The organism is Enterobacter wuhouensis, from assembly GCF_004331265.1.
Taxonomy (GTDB): Bacteria; Pseudomonadota; Gammaproteobacteria; order Enterobacterales; family Enterobacteriaceae; genus Enterobacter; species Enterobacter wuhouensis.
The window spans coordinates 204548-223120 of sequence record NZ_SJOO01000004.1 but is presented as its reverse complement, the minus strand read 5'-3'; the positions used below and the strand labels follow the sequence as shown (position 1 = coordinate 223120).

General features: G+C 57.7%; 16 protein-coding genes and 1 other annotated feature. Of the genes, 10 read left to right on the top strand and 6 right to left on the bottom strand.

Annotation, left to right across the window (positions count from 1 at the left end; all coding sequences use genetic code 11):
* The first annotated feature begins 116 nt into the window (after nt 1-116).
* From thrL to E0L20_RS11075, 5 genes are all read left to right on the top strand, one after another.
* The gene (gene thrL, locus E0L20_RS11095; RefSeq protein ID WP_015572623.1) at nt 117-185 is read left to right on the top strand and encodes a thr operon leader peptide; all 69 of its coding nucleotides are present in this window, start codon (nt 117-119) and stop codon (nt 183-185) included.
* Nucleotides 124-241: a sequence feature (Thr leader region), on the top strand. Its footprint overlaps the gene before it by 62 nt.
* Nucleotides 242-265: 24 nt before the next feature.
* On the top strand, nt 266-2728 hold the full coding sequence (gene thrA, locus E0L20_RS11090) for a bifunctional aspartate kinase/homoserine dehydrogenase I (protein ID WP_131634015.1): 2463 nt from the start codon (nt 266-268) through the stop codon (nt 2726-2728).
* 1 nt (nt 2729) lies between these two features.
* Nucleotides 2730-3659, top strand: coding sequence for a homoserine kinase (thrB, locus tag E0L20_RS11085; protein WP_131634014.1), 930 nt, complete (start codon nt 2730-2732; stop codon nt 3657-3659).
* 3 nt (nt 3660-3662) lie between these two features.
* Nucleotides 3663-4949 (top strand): threonine synthase, encoded by a 1287-nt coding sequence (thrC, locus tag E0L20_RS11080; RefSeq protein WP_131634013.1) that lies wholly within the window; start codon nt 3663-3665, stop codon nt 4947-4949.
* Nucleotides 4950-5240: 291 nt separating this feature from the next.
* Complete coding sequence (locus E0L20_RS11075) at nt 5241-5543, top strand: DUF2502 domain-containing protein (RefSeq protein WP_131634012.1); 303 nt, start codon at nt 5241-5243, stop codon at nt 5541-5543.
* A 32-nt stretch (nt 5544-5575) separates the two neighbouring features.
* Here E0L20_RS11075 and yaaA read toward each other — a convergent pair whose 3' ends face one another.
* Nucleotides 5576-6349, bottom strand: coding sequence for a peroxide stress protein YaaA (gene yaaA / locus E0L20_RS11070; RefSeq protein ID WP_131634011.1), 774 nt, complete (start codon nt 6347-6349; stop codon nt 5576-5578).
* 66 nt (nt 6350-6415) lie between these two features.
* Entirely contained in the window at nt 6416-7846 is a 1431-nt protein-coding gene (locus tag E0L20_RS11065; protein ID WP_131634010.1) for an alanine/glycine:cation symporter family protein, read from the bottom strand.
* 262 nt (nt 7847-8108) lie between these two features.
* Between E0L20_RS11065 and tal the strand changes: the two genes are divergently transcribed.
* From tal to E0L20_RS11050, 3 genes are all read left to right on the top strand, one after another.
* Entirely contained in the window at nt 8109-9062 is a 954-nt protein-coding gene (gene tal / locus E0L20_RS11060; protein WP_119935604.1) for a transaldolase, read from the top strand.
* A 110-nt stretch (nt 9063-9172) separates the two neighbouring features.
* A complete protein-coding gene (mog, locus tag E0L20_RS11055; protein ID WP_131634009.1) occupies nt 9173-9760 on the top strand; it encodes a molybdopterin adenylyltransferase in 588 nt (195 codons plus the stop codon).
* Between the two features lie 122 nt (nt 9761-9882).
* Nucleotides 9883-11172, top strand: a complete 1290-nt coding sequence (locus E0L20_RS11050; RefSeq protein ID WP_131634008.1) for an MFS transporter — start codon at nt 9883-9885, stop codon at nt 11170-11172.
* A 43-nt stretch (nt 11173-11215) separates the two neighbouring features.
* Here E0L20_RS11050 and E0L20_RS11045 read toward each other — a convergent pair whose 3' ends face one another.
* The 4 genes from E0L20_RS11045 to satP form a co-directional block, all read right to left on the bottom strand.
* Nucleotides 11216-12346 (bottom strand): ABC transporter substrate-binding protein, encoded by a 1131-nt coding sequence (locus E0L20_RS11045; RefSeq protein WP_131634007.1) that lies wholly within the window; start codon nt 12344-12346, stop codon nt 11216-11218.
* Nucleotides 12347-12365: 19 nt separating this feature from the next.
* Complete coding sequence (locus tag E0L20_RS11040) at nt 12366-13142, bottom strand: ABC transporter ATP-binding protein (RefSeq protein ID WP_131634006.1); 777 nt, start codon at nt 13140-13142, stop codon at nt 12366-12368.
* A complete protein-coding gene (locus E0L20_RS11035) occupies nt 13139-14212 on the bottom strand; it encodes a FecCD family ABC transporter permease (RefSeq protein WP_131634005.1) in 1074 nt (357 codons plus the stop codon). Before E0L20_RS11035 ends, E0L20_RS11040 begins: the two co-directional genes overlap by 4 nt.
* Nucleotides 14213-14450: 238 nt before the next feature.
* A complete protein-coding gene (satP, locus tag E0L20_RS11030) occupies nt 14451-15017 on the bottom strand; it encodes an acetate uptake transporter (protein WP_131634004.1) in 567 nt (188 codons plus the stop codon).
* Nucleotides 15018-15313: 296 nt separating this feature from the next.
* On the opposite strand from satP, the gene dnaK reads away from it, so the two are divergent.
* Together dnaK and dnaJ are read left to right on the top strand one after the other, a co-directional pair.
* On the top strand, nt 15314-17227 hold the full coding sequence (dnaK, locus tag E0L20_RS11025; RefSeq protein WP_131634003.1) for a molecular chaperone DnaK: 1914 nt from the start codon (nt 15314-15316) through the stop codon (nt 17225-17227).
* Between the two features lie 85 nt (nt 17228-17312).
* A complete protein-coding gene (gene dnaJ / locus E0L20_RS11020) occupies nt 17313-18461 on the top strand; it encodes a molecular chaperone DnaJ (RefSeq protein ID WP_131634002.1) in 1149 nt (382 codons plus the stop codon).
* Nucleotides 18462-18573: the final 112 nt, after the last annotated feature.

Here is an 18573-nt window from a genome sequence, read left to right as displayed (position 1 = left end):
GTGAGAGTCATCCGAATTGTGATCAAATTAAAAATTCGTTGACTTAAGGTGTCCGATCCTTTAACCCTAAAAGGATACAGCACAGACAGATAATAATGACAGAGTACACAACATCCATGAAACGCATCAGCATCACCACCATTACCACAACCATCATCATTACCACGGGTAACGATGCGGGCTGACGCGTACAGGAAAAACAAAAAAAAGCCCGCACCCAGACAGTGCGGGCTTTTTTTTCGGCTAAAGGAAACGAGGTAGAACCATGCGAGTGTTGAAGTTCGGCGGTACATCAGTGGCAAATGCAGAACGTTTTCTGCGTGTTGCCGATATCCTGGAAAGCAACGCCAGGCAGGGGCAGGTTGCAACCGTGCTCTCTGCCCCGGCAAAAATTACCAACCATCTGGTGGCGATGATTGAAAAAACCATCGGTGGCCAGGATGCCCTCCCGAACATTAGCGACGCCGAGCGTATCTTCGCTGACCTACTGCAAGGGCTTGCAGAGGCGCTGCCCGGCTTCCCGCATGCGCAGCTAAAAGCCTTCGTGGAGCAAGAATTTGCCCAAATCAAACACGTTCTGCACGGCATCAGCCTGCTGGGGCAGTGCCCGGACAGCATCAACGCGGCGCTGATTTGCCGCGGCGAAAAACTCTCCATCGCCATCATGGCGGGCGTGCTGGAAGCGCGCGGCCATAGCGTGACCGTCATCGACCCGGTTGAAAAACTGCTGGCGGTGGGCCACTACCTCGAATCCACCGTTGATATTGCCGAATCAACCCGCCGCATTGCCGCGAGCAAAATTCCGTCTGACCACATGATCCTGATGGCGGGCTTCACCGCCGGAAACGAGAAGGGCGAATTGGTGGTGCTGGGCCGCAACGGCTCCGACTACTCCGCCGCCGTGCTGGCCGCCTGCTTGCGCGCAGACTGCTGTGAGATCTGGACTGACGTCAACGGCGTCTATACCTGCGACCCGCGCCAGGTGCCGGACGCCAGGCTGCTCAAGTCGATGTCGTACCAGGAAGCGATGGAGCTTTCCTATTTCGGCGCAAAAGTGCTTCACCCGCGTACCATCTCTCCGATTGCCCAGTTCCAGATCCCGTGCCTGATTAAAAACACCGGTAACCCGCAGGCGCCGGGCACGCTGATTGGCGCCAGCTCTGATGAAGACGGCCTGCCCGTTAAGGGCATCTCCAACCTGAACAACATGGCGATGTTCAGCGTCTCCGGTCCGGGAATGAAGGGCATGGTCGGCATGGCGGCGCGCGTCTTTGCGGCCATGTCCCGCAACGGTATCTCGGTAGTGCTGATCACCCAGTCTTCTTCTGAATACAGCATCAGCTTCTGCGTGCCTCAGGCTGACTGCCTGCGCGCCCGCCGCGCGCTGGAGGAAGAGTTCTACCTGGAGCTGAAAGAAGAGCTGCTGGAGCCGCTTTACATTCAGGAGCGGCTGGCGGTGATCTCCGTCGTCGGTGACGGGATGCGCACCCTGCGCGGCATCTCCGCTAAATTCTTTGCCGCGCTGGCGCGCGCCAATATCAACATCGTGGCGATTGCGCAGGGCTCGTCTGAGCGTTCCATCTCCGTGGTGGTGGATAACGACGATGCCACCACCGGCGTGCGCGTGGTTCACCAGATGCTGTTCAACACGGACCAGGTGATCGAGCTGTTCCTCATTGGCGTCGGCGGCGTCGGCGGCGCGCTGCTGGAGCAGGTGAAGCGCCAGCAGGAGTGGCTCAAGAAGAAGCATATCGACCTGCGCGTCTGCGGCATCGCGAATTCAAAGGCGCTGCTGACCAACGTTCACGGCCTGAACCTGGAAAACTGGCAGGCCGAGATGAACGAGGCGAAAGAGCCGTTCAACCTGGGCCGCCTGATCCGTCTGGTGAAAGAGTATCACCTGCTTAATCCGGTGATTGTAGACTGTACCTCGAACCAGGCGGTGGCCGACCAGTACGCCGACTTCCTGCGCGAAGGCTTCCACGTGGTGACGCCGAACAAAAAGGCCAACACCTCGTCGATGGATTACTACCACCAGCTGCGCCTGGCGGCGAGCAAGTCGCGCCGCAAGTTCCTGTACGATACCAACGTCGGCGCAGGCCTGCCGGTGATCGAAAACCTGCAAAACCTGCTCAACGCGGGCGACGAGCTGCAGCGTTTCTCCGGCATTCTCTCTGGTTCGCTGTCGTTTATCTTCGGCAAGCTGGACGAGGGGATGAGCCTGTCGGAAGCCACCCGCGCCGCGCGCGAGCTGGGCTATACCGAGCCGGACCCGCGCGACGATCTCTCCGGTATGGACGTGGCGCGCAAGCTGCTGATCCTTGTACGTGAAACCGGACGCGAGCTGGAGCTTTCCGATATCGTGATTGAACCCGTATTGCCAGCAGAGTTTGATGATGGCGGCGATGTGACTGCCTTTATGGCGAACTTGCCGCAGCTCGACGATGCCTTCGCCGCACGCGTGGCAAAAGCCCGTGATGAAGGTAAGGTTTTGCGCTATGTTGGCAACATTGAAGAAGATGGCGTATGCCGGGTGAAGATTGCCGAAGTGGACGGCAACGATCCGCTGTATAAAGTGAAAAACGGCGAGAATGCTCTGGCGTTCTACAGCCACTATTATCAGCCATTGCCGCTGGTGCTTCGCGGCTATGGCGCAGGGAACGATGTTACGGCGGCGGGCGTGTTTGCCGATCTGCTGCGTACCCTGTCATGGAAGTTAGGAGTTTAACATGGTCAAAGTTTATGCCCCGGCTTCCAGCGCCAATATGAGCGTCGGATTTGACGTGCTGGGCGCGGCGGTCACGCCGGTGGATGGCTCGCTGCTGGGCGATACGGTCACGGTTGAAGCCGCAGAGAGCTTCAGCCTGAACAACGTGGGCCGCTTCGCCAGCAAGCTGCCGGCCGACCCGCGCGAAAATATCGTTTATCAGTGCTGGGAACGCTTCTGTCAGGAGATCGGCAAAAACGTGCCGGTCGCCATGACGCTGGAAAAAAGCATGCCGATTGGCTCGGGCCTGGGCTCCAGCGCCTGCTCGGTGGTCGCCGCGCTGGTGGCAATGAACGAGCACTGCGGCAAGCCGCTGAACAACAGCCGTCTGCTGGGGCTGATGGGCGAGCTGGAAGGGCGCATCTCCGGCAGCATTCATTATGACAACGTGGCGCCGTGCTTCCTCGGCGGCATGCAGCTGATGATCGAAGAAAATGGCATCATCAGCCAGCAGGTGCCAGGGTTTGATGAGTGGCTGTGGGTGCTGGCCTATCCGGGCATTAAGGTCTCTACCGCAGAAGCGCGTGCGATCCTGCCCGCGCAGTATCGTCGTCAGGACTGTATCGCCCACGGGCGTCACCTGGCGGGCTTCATCCACGCCTGCTACACCCGACAGCCGCAGCTGGCGGCGAAGCTGATGAAAGACGTCATTGCCGAGCCGTACCGCACGAAGCTGCTGCCCGGTTTTAACGAGGCGCGACAGGCCTCGATGGATATCGGCGCGCAGGCGTGCGGCATCTCCGGCTCCGGCCCGACGCTGTTCGCCCTGTGCGACAAGCCGGATACCGCGCAGCGCGTGGCGGACTGGCTCTCTAAACACTACCTGCAAAATCAGGAAGGCTTTGTTCATATTTGCCGTCTGGACACGGCTGGCGCACGAGTACTGGGATAATTAATGAAACTCTATAACCTTAAAGATCATAACGAGCAGGTCAGCTTCGCGCAGGCGGTAACGCAGGGACTGGGCAAAAATCAGGGGCTATTCTTCCCGCACGATCTGCCGGAATTCCCGCTGACCGACGTCGACGCGCTGCTGAAGCAGGACTTTGTCAGCCGCAGCGCCAAAATTCTGTCGGCGTTTATCGGCGACGAAATCCCGCAAGAGCTGCTGGAAGCGCGCGTGCGCGCGGCGTTTGCGTTCCCGGCCCCGGTGAAGCAGGTTGAGCCGGATATTGGCTGTCTGGAGCTGTTCCACGGCCCGACGCTGGCGTTCAAGGACTTCGGCGGCCGCTTTATGGCGCAGATGCTGACCCACATCAGCGGCGACAAGCCGGTGACCATCCTGACCGCAACCTCCGGCGATACCGGTGCGGCGGTGGCGCACGCGTTCTACGGACTGAAAAACGTCCGCGTGGTGATCCTCTACCCGAAAGGCAAAATCAGCCCGCTGCAGGAAAAACTGTTCTGCACCCTCGGCGGCAATATTGAAACCGTGGCGATCGACGGCGATTTCGATGCCTGCCAGGCGCTGGTCAAGCAGGCCTTCGACGACGAAGAGCTGAAGGTGGCGCTGGGTCTGAACTCTGCCAACTCCATCAACATCAGCCGCCTGCTGGCGCAGATCTGCTACTACTTCGAGGCGGTGGCGCAGCTGCCGCAGGAAGCGCGCAACCAGCTGGTGATCTCCGTACCGAGCGGTAACTTCGGTGACCTGACGGCGGGCCTGCTGGCGAAATCCCTTGGTCTGCCGGTGAAGCGCTTTATCGCCGCCACCAACGCCAACGACACCGTGCCGCGCTTCCTGAAAGACGGCAAATGGGCGCCGAACGCCACGCAGGCGACGCTCTCTAACGCAATGGATGTATCGCAGCCGAACAACTGGCCGCGCGTGGAAGAGCTGTTCCGCCGTAAAATCTGGCGTCTGGGCGATCTGGGCTACGCCGCGGTGACGGACGAAACTACCAAAGCCACCATGCGCGATCTGAAGGCGGTGGGATACACCTCCGAGCCGCACGCGGCGATTGCCTACCGCGCGCTGCGCGATCAGCTTAACCCGGGTGAATATGGCCTGTTCCTGGGCACGGCGCATCCGGCGAAGTTCAAAGAGAGCGTAGAAGCGATCCTGGGCGAAACGCTGCCGCTGCCGAAAGAGCTGGCGGACCGTGCGGACCTGCCGCTGCTGTCGCATGAGCTTCCGGCGGATTTTGCCGCGCTGCGTAAGTTGATGATGACCCGCGCGTGATTGTTGTCGGGTGGCGGCTACGCCTTACCCGACCTACAACGGCTCAGAACGTAGGCCGGGTAAGTGCGGCACCACCCGGCAATAACGGTACCAATTCGTAGGCCGGGTAAGCGCAGCGCCACCCGGCTTTTTTATGGAGAAATTAAGGAGAAATAAGGCAGGAAAAAAGCAGAAATTCCCAATAAATGCGGTCACTTAGCGTTTAGGATTGCAGAGAATAACATCCCCCGTTCCCTTCACGTACTCTCCTTACATCGGCCCACGTTGGGCAAGAAGAATAAGGAGTCACCTATGTCTAAACTGAAACCTGCACTCATCGCGCTTTCACTGATGCTGGTCGCTCCCATGGCGGTACAGGCATCCGAAATCACCCTCGTGCCTGCGGTAAAACTGCAGATTGGCGATCGGGACAATAACGGGCATTACTGGGACGGCGGCCGCTGGCGCGACCACGACTGGTGGAAGGCGCATTATGACTGGCGCGATAACCACTGGCGTCCGCATGATGAGCATCGGAAGCATGACAATCGCCATGATGACCATCACCACGATGACCACCGCGACGATCGCGGCCCGGACTGGAAGCACCATTAATGCAAAACCCCGCCAGCTGGCGGGGTTTGTTTTTACTGCTCGTGGCGCTTGAACACCAGCTCGCCTTTGCCTGACGACGCCTCGTCAAAGAAATAGCCGTCGGTGTTAAAACCGGTCAGCTGCTCCGGCTTCGTCAGGCGGTTTTGAATGATGTAGCGGCTCATCAGGCCGCGCGCTTTTTTGGCGTAGAAGCTGATCACCTTGAACTTGCCGTTTTTCTCGTCGAGGAACACGGGCTTGATGATCTCCGCCTCCAGCTTTTTCGGCTTCACGGATTTGTAATATTCATCGGAGGCCAGGTTAATCACCACGTTATCGCCCTGGGCGCGCAGCGCGGCGTTCAGCTTGTCGGTAATGATATCGCCCCAGAAATGGTACAGGTCTTTGCCTTTGGCATTTTCCAGGCGGATGCCCATCTCCAGACGATAGGGCTGCATCAGATCCAGCGGGCGCAGTACGCCGTACAGGCCTGAGAGCATGCGCAGATGCTGCTGGGCAAAGTCGAAATCGGCTTCGCTAAACGTCTCAGCCTGCAGGCCGGTATACACATCGCCCTTAAACGCCAGAAGCGCCTGGCGCGCGTTGTCCGGCGTGAAGTCAGGATGCCAGTCGTGGAAGCGCGTCGCGTTGAGATCGGCGAGCTTATCGCTGATGCTCATCAGCGAGGCGATTTGCGGCGCGGAGAGCTTACGCGCTTCGTGGATCAGCTGTTGGGAATAGTCCAGCAGTTCGGGCTGGGTATAGCGCTCGGTGGCGAGCGGGCTCTGGTAGTCGAGCGTTTTTGCAGGTGAAATCAGAATCAGCATATCCAGTCCTTGCAGGAAATTTAGAGCGACTTTAGCAAAAAATCGCCCTGAATTGATCGATAGCTGCTATTGCCGCGGCAAATCATCCCAGGAGCCGGGGGCAATTTGCGCTTCAATGTCAGGATAGCGCGAGGGATCAAACACCGGCTGAACGCCGAGCTTCCGCTGGCGAAGATAATCCCGTGCGATAAGGGTAACGACAGGCGAGAGCAGCAAAATGGCCGTCAGGTTTGTGATGGCCATCAATGCCATAGCCACATCCGCCAGCTGCCAGACCAGCGGCATGCTGAGCAATGAACCAGCCATTACCATCAGGATCACCCCCAGACGCAGGAGCCTGAGGGTATGCCGCGAGTCGAGCTTCAGGAAGATAAGGTTGTTTTCGGCATAGATGTAGTTCACCACGATTGAGCTGAAGGCGAACAACATCACGATAAGCGAAACAAACCCCGCCCCCCATCCGCCGGCCAGGTTGACCAGCGCCTGCTGAACAAGCTGTATTCCGACGGCTTCCGACGCGTATGGAACGGGGCCTGCCAGCAGGACAATCATCGCGCTGGCGGAGCAGATCACGATGGTATCGGTAAAGACGCCAATCATCTGCACAATGCCTTGCGCTGCCGGATGCGGAGGCCACGACGCGGCCGCGGCAGCGGCATTTGGGGTTGAGCCCATGCCCGCTTCATTGGAGAACATGCCCCGCTGAAAACCTGCCGTGAGCGCCTGGCTCAGGGTATAGCCCAGCGCTCCGGATGCCGCTTCGCGCCAGCCAAACGCACTCTTGAAGATGGTCGCAATCACCGCAGGCACCTGGTCGATGTGCTGTGCGGTCACGAACAGGCTGGCTCCGACCCACAGTATCGCCATCACCGGAACCATCCACTGCATCAGGCGGGCAACGCCTTTAAGGCCGGTGGAAATGGTGAGCAGGATGAAGAGGGCTAAAACGGCGCCGGTTAACCACTCTGGACAGGCAAAGGCGTAGCGCAGCGCGTGCGCCACGGAGTTAGCCTGCACGGTGTTGAAAATAAGGCCGTAGGCGACAAGTAAAAAGATCGAGAACAGAACGCCCATCCAGCGCATCCCCAGCCCGCGAGACATATACCAGGCCGGGCCGCCGCGGAACTGGCCGTGTTTATCTTTCTCTTTGTAGAGCTGTGCGAGCGAGCATTCGGCAAAAGAGGTCGCCATGCCGATGATCGCCGTGGCCCACATCCAGAACACTGCCCCAGGACCGCCCGCGCCAATCGCCAGCGCAACGCCCGCCAGATTGCCGCTGCCGACGCGTGCTGCCAGGCTGGTACAGAGCGCCTGAAATGACGTCAACCCGCCCGGCTGCGGCGTGACGCTGTTTTTCAGACTTCTGCCAAATTTGCGGATGTAGCGAAACTGGATAAAACCGCTGCGCAGCGTAAACCATATACCTGCTCCCAGAAGCAGATATATCATGATGGAACCCCAAAGGATTTCGCTAATAAACGAAAAGAAATCAGGCATTAACATTCCTCTTGTTGATGCCAATATGAATATGTAAGCGCTACCACTGATTGAGCATGCGGGTACTTAGCTACCTGTTAATATTCCGAGTTTATCATACTCTGCCTTAGGGCACTGTCTGCGGTTGCGCTGCCCCTCACTCGTGTTATCATCAGGGCAGACCGGTTACATCCCCCTAACAAGTAAACCTGTCATTTTTCCGCTGCAGGCATGCTGTCGGTAGCGTGAATTATCCAGGGCACGTTAAAAGAGAAACACTATCATGACGGATAAATTGACCTCCCTTCGTCAGTTCACCACTGTCGTAGCTGACACCGGAGATATCGCGGCAATGAAGTTGTATCAGCCGCAGGATGCCACAACCAACCCTTCTCTGATCCTTAACGCCGCGCAGATCCCTGAGTATCGCAAACTGATTGACGACGCTGTGACCTGGGCGAAAGCGCAGAGCAACGACCGCGCGCAGCAGGTTGTGGATGCCACTGACAAACTGGCAGTGAACATCGGTCTGGAAATCCTGAAGCTGGTTCCTGGCCGTATCTCTACCGAAGTTGATGCACGTCTGTCCTACGACACCGACGCGTCTATCGCTAAAGCAAAACGTCTGATCAAAATGTACAACGATGCTGGCATCAGCAACGACCGCATCCTGATCAAACTGGCGTCCACCTGGCAGGGCATTCGCGCTGCAGAGCAGCTGGAAAAAGACGGTATCAACTGTAACCTGACCCTGCTGTTCTCCTTCGCGCAGGCGCGCGCATGTGCAGAAGCGGGCGTATACCTGATTTCTCCGTTCGTGGGCCGTATTCTGGACTGGTACAAAGCCAACACCGACAAGAAAGAGTATGCCCCTGCAGAAGATCCAGGCGTGGTTTCTGTGACCGAAATCTACGAATACTACAAACAGCACGGCTATGAGACCGTGGTTATGGGCGCAAGCTTCCGTAACGTCGGTGAGATCATCGAGCTGGCTGGCTGCGACCGTCTGACCATCGCCCCTGCGCTGCTGAAAGAGCTGGCAGAAAGCGAAGGCGCGCTCGAGCGCAAACTGTCCTACACCGGTGAAGTGAAAGCGCGTCCAGAGCGCATCACTGAATCCGAGTTCCTGTGGCAGCATAACCAGGATCCAATGGCCGTAGACAAGCTGGCGGACGGTATCCGCAAGTTTGCCGTTGACCAGGGCAAACTGGAAAAAATGATCGGCGACCTGCTGTAATCATTCTGCGTGGCCGGGTTCCCGGTCACGCTACTTCTTTCGTACGCTGTCTGAAACTCCCCTCTGCGTGTATCATTCCCTTTAATCAGTACTTTTTGAATGGAATGGCTATGAATACCTTACGTATCGGCTTAGTGTCGATCTCTGACCGCGCCTCCAGCGGTGTTTATCAGGATAAAGGCATCCCCGCTCTGGAAGCATGGCTGGGCAGTGCGCTGACCACCCCTTTTGAAATCCAGACCCGCTTAATCCCCGACGAACAGCCCATTATCGAGCAGACGCTGTGCGAGCTGGTGGATGAGATGAGCTGCCACCTGGTGCTTACCACCGGCGGAACCGGGCCCGCGCGCCGCGACGTAACCCCGGATGCAACGCTGGCCGTGGCCGACCGCGAAATGCCGGGCTTTGGCGAGCAGATGCGTCAGATCAGCCTACACTTTGTTCCAACCGCCATTCTTTCTCGCCAGGTCGGCGTTATCCGCAAACAGGCGTTGATCCTGAACCTGCCGGGCCAGCCGAAGTCGATCAAAGAGACCCTGGAAGGGCTAAAAGCGGAAGACGGCAGCGTGATTGTGCATGGGATCTTTGCAAGTGTACCGTATTGTATACAGCTCATTGACGGGCCGTATGTGGAAACGGATGACAAGGTCGTAGCAGCATTTCGTCCCAAAAGCGCGCGTCGCGAAACAATCTCCTGAAAATAACGTTTATGTGACATTAGCTGAAGCGGCGATGGCGGGATAACACTTTTACGGTATAGTAATTTTTTCTTTACGATTGCTGTAAAAATAAATCCACAACAAACGCATAATGGTTCGCTATGTCACATAACGCCCGACCTCTGAATCGACAGGATTATAAAACCCTCACGCTCGCCGCTCTGGGCGGCGCGCTGGAGTTCTACGACTTCATCATCTTCGTGTTCTTTGCCGCCGTGGTGGGGGAGCTCTTCTTCCCGGCGGATATTCCGGAATGGCTGCGCCAGGTACAAACCTTCGGCATTTTTGCCGCCGGGTATCTGGCACGCCCGCTGGGCGGCATCGTGATGGCCCACTTCGGCGATCTGGTCGGGCGTAAGAAGATGTTTACCCTGAGCATTTTGCTAATGGCCGTGCCGACGCTGGCCATCGGCCTGCTGCCCACCTACGCCTCAATAGGCCTCGTTGCCCCACTGCTGCTGCTGTTGATGCGCCTTCTGCAGGGCGCGGCGATTGGCGGCGAAGTACCCGGCGCATGGGTTTTCGTGGCCGAGCACGTTCCGGCGCGCCGCATTGGTATCGCCTGCGGCACCTTAACCGCCGGGCTGACCATCGGTATTCTGCTGGGTTCAGTCGTCGCGACTCTCGTGAATACCAGCATGACGCAGCAGGCGGTGCACGAGTGGGGCTGGCGCCTGCCGTTCCTGCTGGGCGGGGCGTTTGGCCTGGTGGCGATGTACCTGCGCCGCTGGCTGCAGGAAACGCCGATCTTCCTCGAAATGCAGCAGCGCAAGGCGCTGGCGCAGGAGCTGCCGGTGAAAGCGGTGGTGGTGCACCACAGAAGCGCGGTGGTGATATCCATGCTTCTCACCTGGCTGCTGTCGGCGGGCATCGTGGTGGTGATTTTGATGTCGCCGGTCTGGCTGCAGAAGCAGTACGGTTTCGCCCCTGCGGTCACGCTTCAGGCGAACAGTATCGCCACAATTATGCTCTGCTTCGGCTGTCTGGCCGCTGGGCTGGCCGTTGATCGAATCGGCGCAAGCCTGACCTTCATCGTCGGCAGCCTGCTGCTGGCCGCGTCGAGCTGGGCGTTCTACCATCTGGCGGGCAGCCACCCGGAGCAGCTGTTCCTGCTGTACGGCTTGGTGGGGCTGTGCGTCGGCGTGGTTGGCGCGGTACCGTACGTCATGGTGCGCGCGTTTCCGCCGGAGGTGCGCTTCACCGGCATCTCGTTTTCGTACAACGTCTCTTATGCCATCTTCGGCGGACTCACCCCGATTGCCGTCACCGTGCTGATGGGCGTGTCGCCGATGGCTCCGGCCTGGTACGTGCTGGCGCTGTCGCTGATGGGGCTGGTGCTGGGCATCTGGCTGCGTCAGAAATCGGTTGAAGCAGCGGCGATAGCGGGATAATCGAACGGGCCGGGTCAGGCGAAACCGCCGCCCGGCCTATCGTCTAGTGCGAAGGGGTATAGCTCAGGATAATGTTGTCATCCGGGATCGCGGTGAAGCGGGTGATTATGGTGTGGTAATCCGCCTGCGGGTCAACGTCCTCAAACTGCGTTGGATAGAAGATTTTGCTCAGCGCCTCAATGGCGATGACGTTGTACGGGTTGTTGTAGAAGTGATGATACAGCGCCCCGGTATGGCCTTTTGCGACTGCCGGAATGCTGGCCACCCCCTGACGCGCCAGCAGGGCATTAAACGCTGCCGCCACGTCGCCTGCCGGGACGTTATAGCCGAATGGGATCACCGCCGTGCCTTTACCCGGACGCTTAGACCCGGTCATCAGGTAGTAATCCGGGTTCATTGAGATAATTTTCTCGACCGAGATATTCCCGGTTGCGCCCGGCAGCAGCTGCGAGCCTATGTTGTTCCCGCCTGCCGCCTCGACCAGCCCCCCCCAGCCGTTACGGGCGTGGGTAAAGCAGCAGCCGTTATCCAGGCCACCAACGCCGGCTATCGGTTCGATAAACACCAGCGGCTTCTTGCTGACGTTCGCCAGACGCTGGTGGATTGTATCCAGACGCTGCTGATAGAAATCGATATAGGCCTGCGCGCGATCCGTCTGGCCCATGACCTTGCCCAGCAGGGCAATACTTGGCAGCGTGTTCTGGACCGGATGCAGTTCGTAATCCACGAAGACAACCGGGATATGCAGCGCCTCAAGCTTCGCCAGCACGCCGGTCTGCACCAGCGACGGTTTGGCACGAAGCTGGGCGATCATCAGGTCAGGCTGGCGGGAGATCACCGTTTCGAGATCGACGTTTCCCTGGTCGGAAAACTTCATGTCGAGGATCTTTTCCGCTTCCGGCCATTTGCGCTTCAGCACGTTCCAGGTTTCAGTGTCCTGTTTTTTCGGCAGGTTGTTCCACGCCACCACGTGGGCGAACGGGTTATCACGCTCCAGCAGGGCGAGGGTGAAGATATCGCGCCCGTCCTGCAGGATGATGCGCGTCGGCGCGTGCTCGATAGTCACCGTGCGGTTGTCCAGATCCTTTACCGTGACCGGCCAGTTCTGTGCCAGCGCCAGCAGAGGCATAAATACCAGGGCCAGGCCGGCAGCGATTCGTTTTTTCAGCGTCATGTTTTCCCCGTCTTCTTTTTTATGGCGTTAACCCGTCGACCACCACGTGCGGTAGCCCACGGGAACAGTATTCAACCCGGCCATCCACGCCGTACACCGTAGCCAGATTGGCGGAATTCACCACTTCTCCCGGCAGCCCGCTGGCAATCAGCTCCCCGCTTTTGAGCATCATGGCGTAGTTCGCATGGCGCAGGGCAATGTTGATGTCGTGGATCACCACCACGGTGACGATGTTTCGCAGCTGCGTTTCGCGGGCAACGATATCCATTACGTGGAACTGATAGTTGAGATCGAGGGCGCTTAACGGCTCGTCCAGCAGCAGCAGGTCCGGCTCGCGGATAAGCGACTGCGCAAGGCCAATCAGCTGCTTCTGGCCGCCGGAGAGCTGGTCGAGGAAGCTCATCGCCAGGTGGGCAACGCCCAGCTTTTCGAGAATGGCGTACGCTTCCTGTTCAACGTTATGCGTGCGCGTGCTGCCGCTTGCCCGGCGGGCGACGATGACCGACTCAAGGGCGTGAAGATGCACGCCCTGCGGCAGGGACTGCGGCAGATACACCACCCTTTGCGCGCGCTTCGCTGGCGGCAGCGTCATCAGGTCGTCGCCGTTGAGCAGCAGCGCCCCCTCGGCGGGATTAAGATCTGCAAGGGCGCGCAGCAGGGTGGATTTACCCGAACCGTTTGGCCCCAGCAGCGCGGTAATTTTTCCGCGCGGCAGCAGCGGCGTCGTTAAGCCACTGATGATCTTCTTCTTGCGATAGCCGGTGTGCAGATCGCGAACGAGCAGGCCGTCGGTCATACGTTCCCCCTGTTGCGGATAATGATGCTGAGGAAGAACGGCACGCCAACCAGCGACGTCACAATGCCCACCGGAATAATGACGCCGGGAACAATGTTCTTGGAAAATACGGAGGCCAGCGAGAGCACCAGCGCGCCGATCAGCATGCTGCCGGGCAGGTAAAACCGGTGGTCTTCCCCGAACATCATGCGTGAGATATGCGGCGCAACCAGGCCGATAAAGCCAACCGGGCCGACGAAGGCCACCGTCAGGGCTGAGATAATGCTGATGCGCAGCAGCGTAGTCATGCGCAGCTTTTTCACGTTGATGCCGAAGCTGACGGCACGATCTTCCCCCAGGCGCAGCGCGGTCAGCTTCCAGGCATTTTTCAGCGACAGCGGCACGATAACCAGCAGGGCGACGGCCAGGATCGCCAGCTTATCCCACGAGGCGCGGGCCAGGCTGCCCATCGTCCAGAAGACCAGCCCCTGCAGGGTATCCTCGCTGGCGACGAACTGCAGAATGGAAATCAGGGCGTTGAAGGTAAAGACCAGCGCGATGCCGAAGAGAACGACGCCTGACGTAGCCACGCGGGTCCAGCGGCTGATGCCGTCAAGGATAAAGCAGGCCAGCAGCGCAAAGATAAAAGCATTCGCGGGAATAAACCATTTATCGTCGATGCCGGGAATTCCCAGCCCCAGCACAATCGCCAGCGCGGCGCCAAAGGAGGCTGCGGACGACACGCCCAGCGTAAACGGGCTGGCGAGCGGGTTGTTCAGGATGGTCTGCATTTCTGCGCCCGCCAGCCCCAGCGCCACGCCGACGGCGACGGCCATCAGGGCAAACGGCAGGCGAATATCCCAGACGATGACGCGCGTGCCCGCGTCGGCGGAGGCCGAATTGATCAGCGTGTGCCAGAGCGTAGAAACGGAGATGCCGGACGGCCCGAGAGTAAAGTCGAGGAGCAGGGAGCAGAGGATCAATACCAGTATTCCCCCCGCGAGAGCGTAACGGCGCAGGATGACCCGGCGGTAATGGGAAGCAACGGTAGATTCGTCAGGCTTTACCCTGGCGGCAAGGCTGGAAGTCATTGGATAACCTTATGCAACACAACAGAATCGTGGTACCTCCCACCGTTCCTGTGGAGAGCGCTGCATGATGTCCAATATCCGGGAGTTACCGGGCAAAGATATTTGAAGTGATAATGCTTATCAATTCAATAGTGAGGCTGTGGCAACTTCATTGACAGATTGTTTGAGTTCTGGCGGAAAAGTAATCGGATCCGAATGGAGAGACGTGCCTGCGCGGGCAGGCACGTCGAGAGGGCAATCAGTGTTTTTCACCAATCGGCAGGACGGTGCGGCCAAACTGCTCGTTCAGCACTTCACCCATTGCCAGGTAGATAGCGCTTGCGCCACACACCAGGCCAATCCAGCCTGCTACGTGAACAATGCCTTCGTTATCCGCCAGGTGGCCAATCGCCAGCAGGGCGAACAGCACGGTCAGGCTCAGGAAGACAAACTGCAGCGCGCGGTTAGCCTTCAGGGTGCCGAAGAACATGAACAGGGTGAAGACGCCCCACAGGCCCAGGTAGACGCCCAGGAAGTGTGCGTTAGCCGCGTCGGCCAGACCCATCTTAGGCAGCAGCAGAATGGCAACCAGGGTCAGCCAGAACGAGCCGTAAGAGGTAAAGGCGGTGAGGCCGAAGGTGTTGCCTTTCTTATATTCCAGCAGGCCCGCGAAGATTTGCGCGATACCGCCGTAAAAAATGCCCATCGCCAGGATGATGCCGTCCATCGGGAACATCCCGATGTTGTGCAGGTTCAGCAGGATAGTGGTCATGCCAAAACCCATCAGGCCCAGCGGAGCCGGATTAGCCAACTTAGTGTTGCCCATAAGTCCTCAAAAAAATCATCATTAATATGGTGAAATGGTTAAACCCGCGTCAATTCTCCCTGACGGGGCGCGGCATAATAATGGGCGCAATCCATGCCGTCTATGATCTCATCAGGGTGAAATTAAAAATTTTTTTATCCCTCCCCCCTTGATGGATGCCGTTGCGACCCCATCTTGTAAGCAACCGCAGTGTGTGGACCTGAAAAAATCAAATCTGGGCAGTTGAAAAAGCACGTTCTGCCCTTATTACAGGTACACAACCACATGTTGACTGAATTTTTAGTGGAGACGTTTAGATGGGTAAAATTATTGGTATCGACCTGGGTACTACCAACTCTTGTGTAGCGATTATGGATGGCACTACCGCACGTGTGCTGGAGAACGCCGAGGGCGATCGCACCACGCCTTCTATCATTGCCTATACCCAGGATGGTGAAACTCTGGTTGGTCAGCCGGCTAAACGTCAGGCAGTGACAAACCCGCAAAACACCCTGTTTGCGATTAAACGCCTGATCGGCCGCCGCTTCCAGGACGAAGAAGTTCAGCGTGACGTTTCTATCATGCCTTACAAAATCATCGCGGCAGATAACGGCGATGCATGGCTTGATGTGAAAGGCACCAAAACTGCACCACCGCAGATTTCTGCAGAAGTGCTGAAGAAAATGAAGAAAACGGCTGAAGATTACCTGGGTGAGCCGGTAACTGAAGCGGTTATCACCGTTCCTGCATACTTCAACGATGCTCAGCGTCAGGCAACCAAAGATGCTGGCCGTATCGCAGGTCTGGAAGTCAAACGTATCATCAACGAACCAACCGCAGCCGCGCTGGCTTACGGTCTGGATAAAGAAGTCGGCAACCGTACTATCGCGGTTTACGACCTCGGTGGTGGTACCTTCGATATCTCTGTTATTGAAATCGACGAAGTTGACGGCGAAAAAACCTTCGAAGTTCTGGCAACCAACGGTGATACCCACCTGGGTGGTGAAGACTTCGATACCCGTCTGATCAACTACCTCGTTGATGAGTTCAAGAAAGATCAGGGCATTGACCTGCGTAACGACCCGCTGGCCATGCAGCGCCTGAAAGAAGCCGCTGAGAAAGCGAAGATCGAACTGTCTTCCGCTCAGCAGACCGACGTGAACCTGCCGTACATCACCGCAGACGCGACCGGTCCTAAACACATGAACATCAAAGTGACCCGTGCGAAACTGGAAAGCCTGGTAGAAGACCTGGTGAACCGTTCTATCGAGCCGCTGAAAGTTGCTCTGCAGGACGCTGGCCTGTCCGTATCCGATATCCAGGACGTTATCCTGGTCGGTGGTCAGACCCGTATGCCAATGGTTCAGAAGAAAGTGGCTGAGTTCTTTGGTAAAGAGCCACGTAAAGACGTTAACCCGGACGAAGCGGTTGCCATCGGTGCTGCGGTTCAGGGTGGCGTACTGACCGGTGAAGTGAAAGACGTACTGCTGCTGGACGTTACCCCGCTGTCTCTGGGTATCGAAACCATGGGCGGTGTGATGACTGCGCTCATCAACAAAAACACCACCATCCCGACGAAACACAGCCAGGTGTTCTCTACCGCTGAAGACAACCAGTCTGCGGTAACCATCCATGTGATTCAGGGTGAGCGTAAGCGTGCGGCGGATAACAAATCTCTGGGTCAGTTCAACCTGGACGGTATCAACCCGGCACCGCGCGGCATGCCGCAGATCGAAGTGACCTTCGACATCGATGCTGACGGTATCCTGCACGTGTCTGCAAAAGACAAAAACAGCGGTAAAGAGCAGAAGATCACCATCAAGGCATCTTCTGGCCTGAACGAAGCAGAAATCGAAAAAATGGTTCGCGATGCCGAAGCTAACGCGGAATCCGACCGTAAGTTCGAAGAGCTGGTTCAGACCCGTAACCAGGGTGACCATCTGCTGCACAGCACCCGTAAGCAGGTTGAAGAAGCCGGCGAACAGCTGCCAGCGGAAGACAAAACGGCTATCGAAGCAGCACTGAGCGCGCTGGAATCTTCTCTGAAAGGCGAAGATAAAGCGGACATCGAAGCGAAGATGCAGGAGCTGGCGCAGGCTTCTCAGAAGCTGATGGAAATCGCTCAGCAGCAGCACGCGCAGCAGCAGGCGGGCGCTGATGCCTCTGCGAACAACGCGAAAGACGACGATGTTGTTGACGCTGAGTTCGAAGAAGTGAAAGACAAAAAATAATCGCCCTTTGAACGGGTAATTACTGGCACGGGCGAAGAGGTTTCCTCTCCGCCCGTGCACGCATGTTAGGGGCAGATAAAATAAAATGGCGAAGCAAGACTATTACGAGATTTTAGGCGTTTCCAAAACAGCGGAAGAGCGTGAAATCAAAAAGGCGTATAAGCGCCTGGCCATGAAATATCACCCGGATCGCAATCAGGGTGACAAAGAGGCCGAAGCCAAATTTAAAGAGATCAAAGAAGCCTACGAAATCCTCACCGATGCACAAAAACGTGCGGCCTATGACCAGTATGGTCATGCAGCCTTTGAACAGGGCGGCATGGGCGGCGGTGGATTCGGTGGCGGCGGCTTTGGCGGCGGCGGCGCTGATTTCAGCGATATCTTTGGCGACGTGTTTGGCGACATCTTCGGCGGTGGCCGCGGTCGTCAGCGCGCGGCGCGCGGCGCAGACCTGCGCTACAACATGGATCTGACGCTGGAAGAGGCCGTTCGCGGCGTCACCAAAGAGATCCGCATCCCGACGCTGGAAGAGTGCGACGTGTGCCACGGCAGCGGCGCGAAAGCGGGAACCCAGCCGCAAACCTGTCCAACCTGTCACGGGTCCGGCCAGGTGCAGATGCGCCAGGGCTTCTTCGCGGTGCAGCAGGCCTGTCCACACTGTCACGGTCGCGGCACGCTGATTAAAGATCCGTGCAACAAGTGCCACGGTCACGGTCGCGTTGAGAAAACCAAAACCCTGTCCGTTAAAATCCCGGCAGGCGTCGATACGGGCGACCGCATCCGTCTGGCAGGTGAAGGTGAAGCGGGCGAGCACGGCGCACCGGCTGGCGATCTGTACGTTCAGGTTCAGGTTAAGCAGCACGCTATCTTCGAGCGCGAAGGCAATAACCTGTACTGCGAAGTGCCGATTAACTTTGCTATGGCCGCGCTCGGTGGTGAAATCGAGGTGCCCACGCTGGATGGTCGCGTAAACCTGAAGGTACCTGGCGAAACCCAGACCGGCAAGCTGTTCCGCATGCGCGGTAAAGGCGTTAAGTCCGTTCGCGGTGGCGCGCAGGGCGATCTGCTGTGCCGTGTGGTGGTAGAAACGCCGGTTGGCCTGAACGACAAGCAGAAACAGCTGCTGAAAGAGCTGCAGGAGAGCTTTGGTGGCCCGACGGGTGAGAAAAACAGCCCGCGCTCCAAAAGCTTCTTCGACGGCGTCAAAAAATTCTTCGATGATTTGACTCGCTAACCCGTTAGCTGACTTTCATTCTTCAAAAGCCCGGAAGCGATTCCGGGCTTTTTCTATTTGTGGGTATTGCTCGGTAAAACTGAATCTATACTCAACATTAATCTGTTTTTGC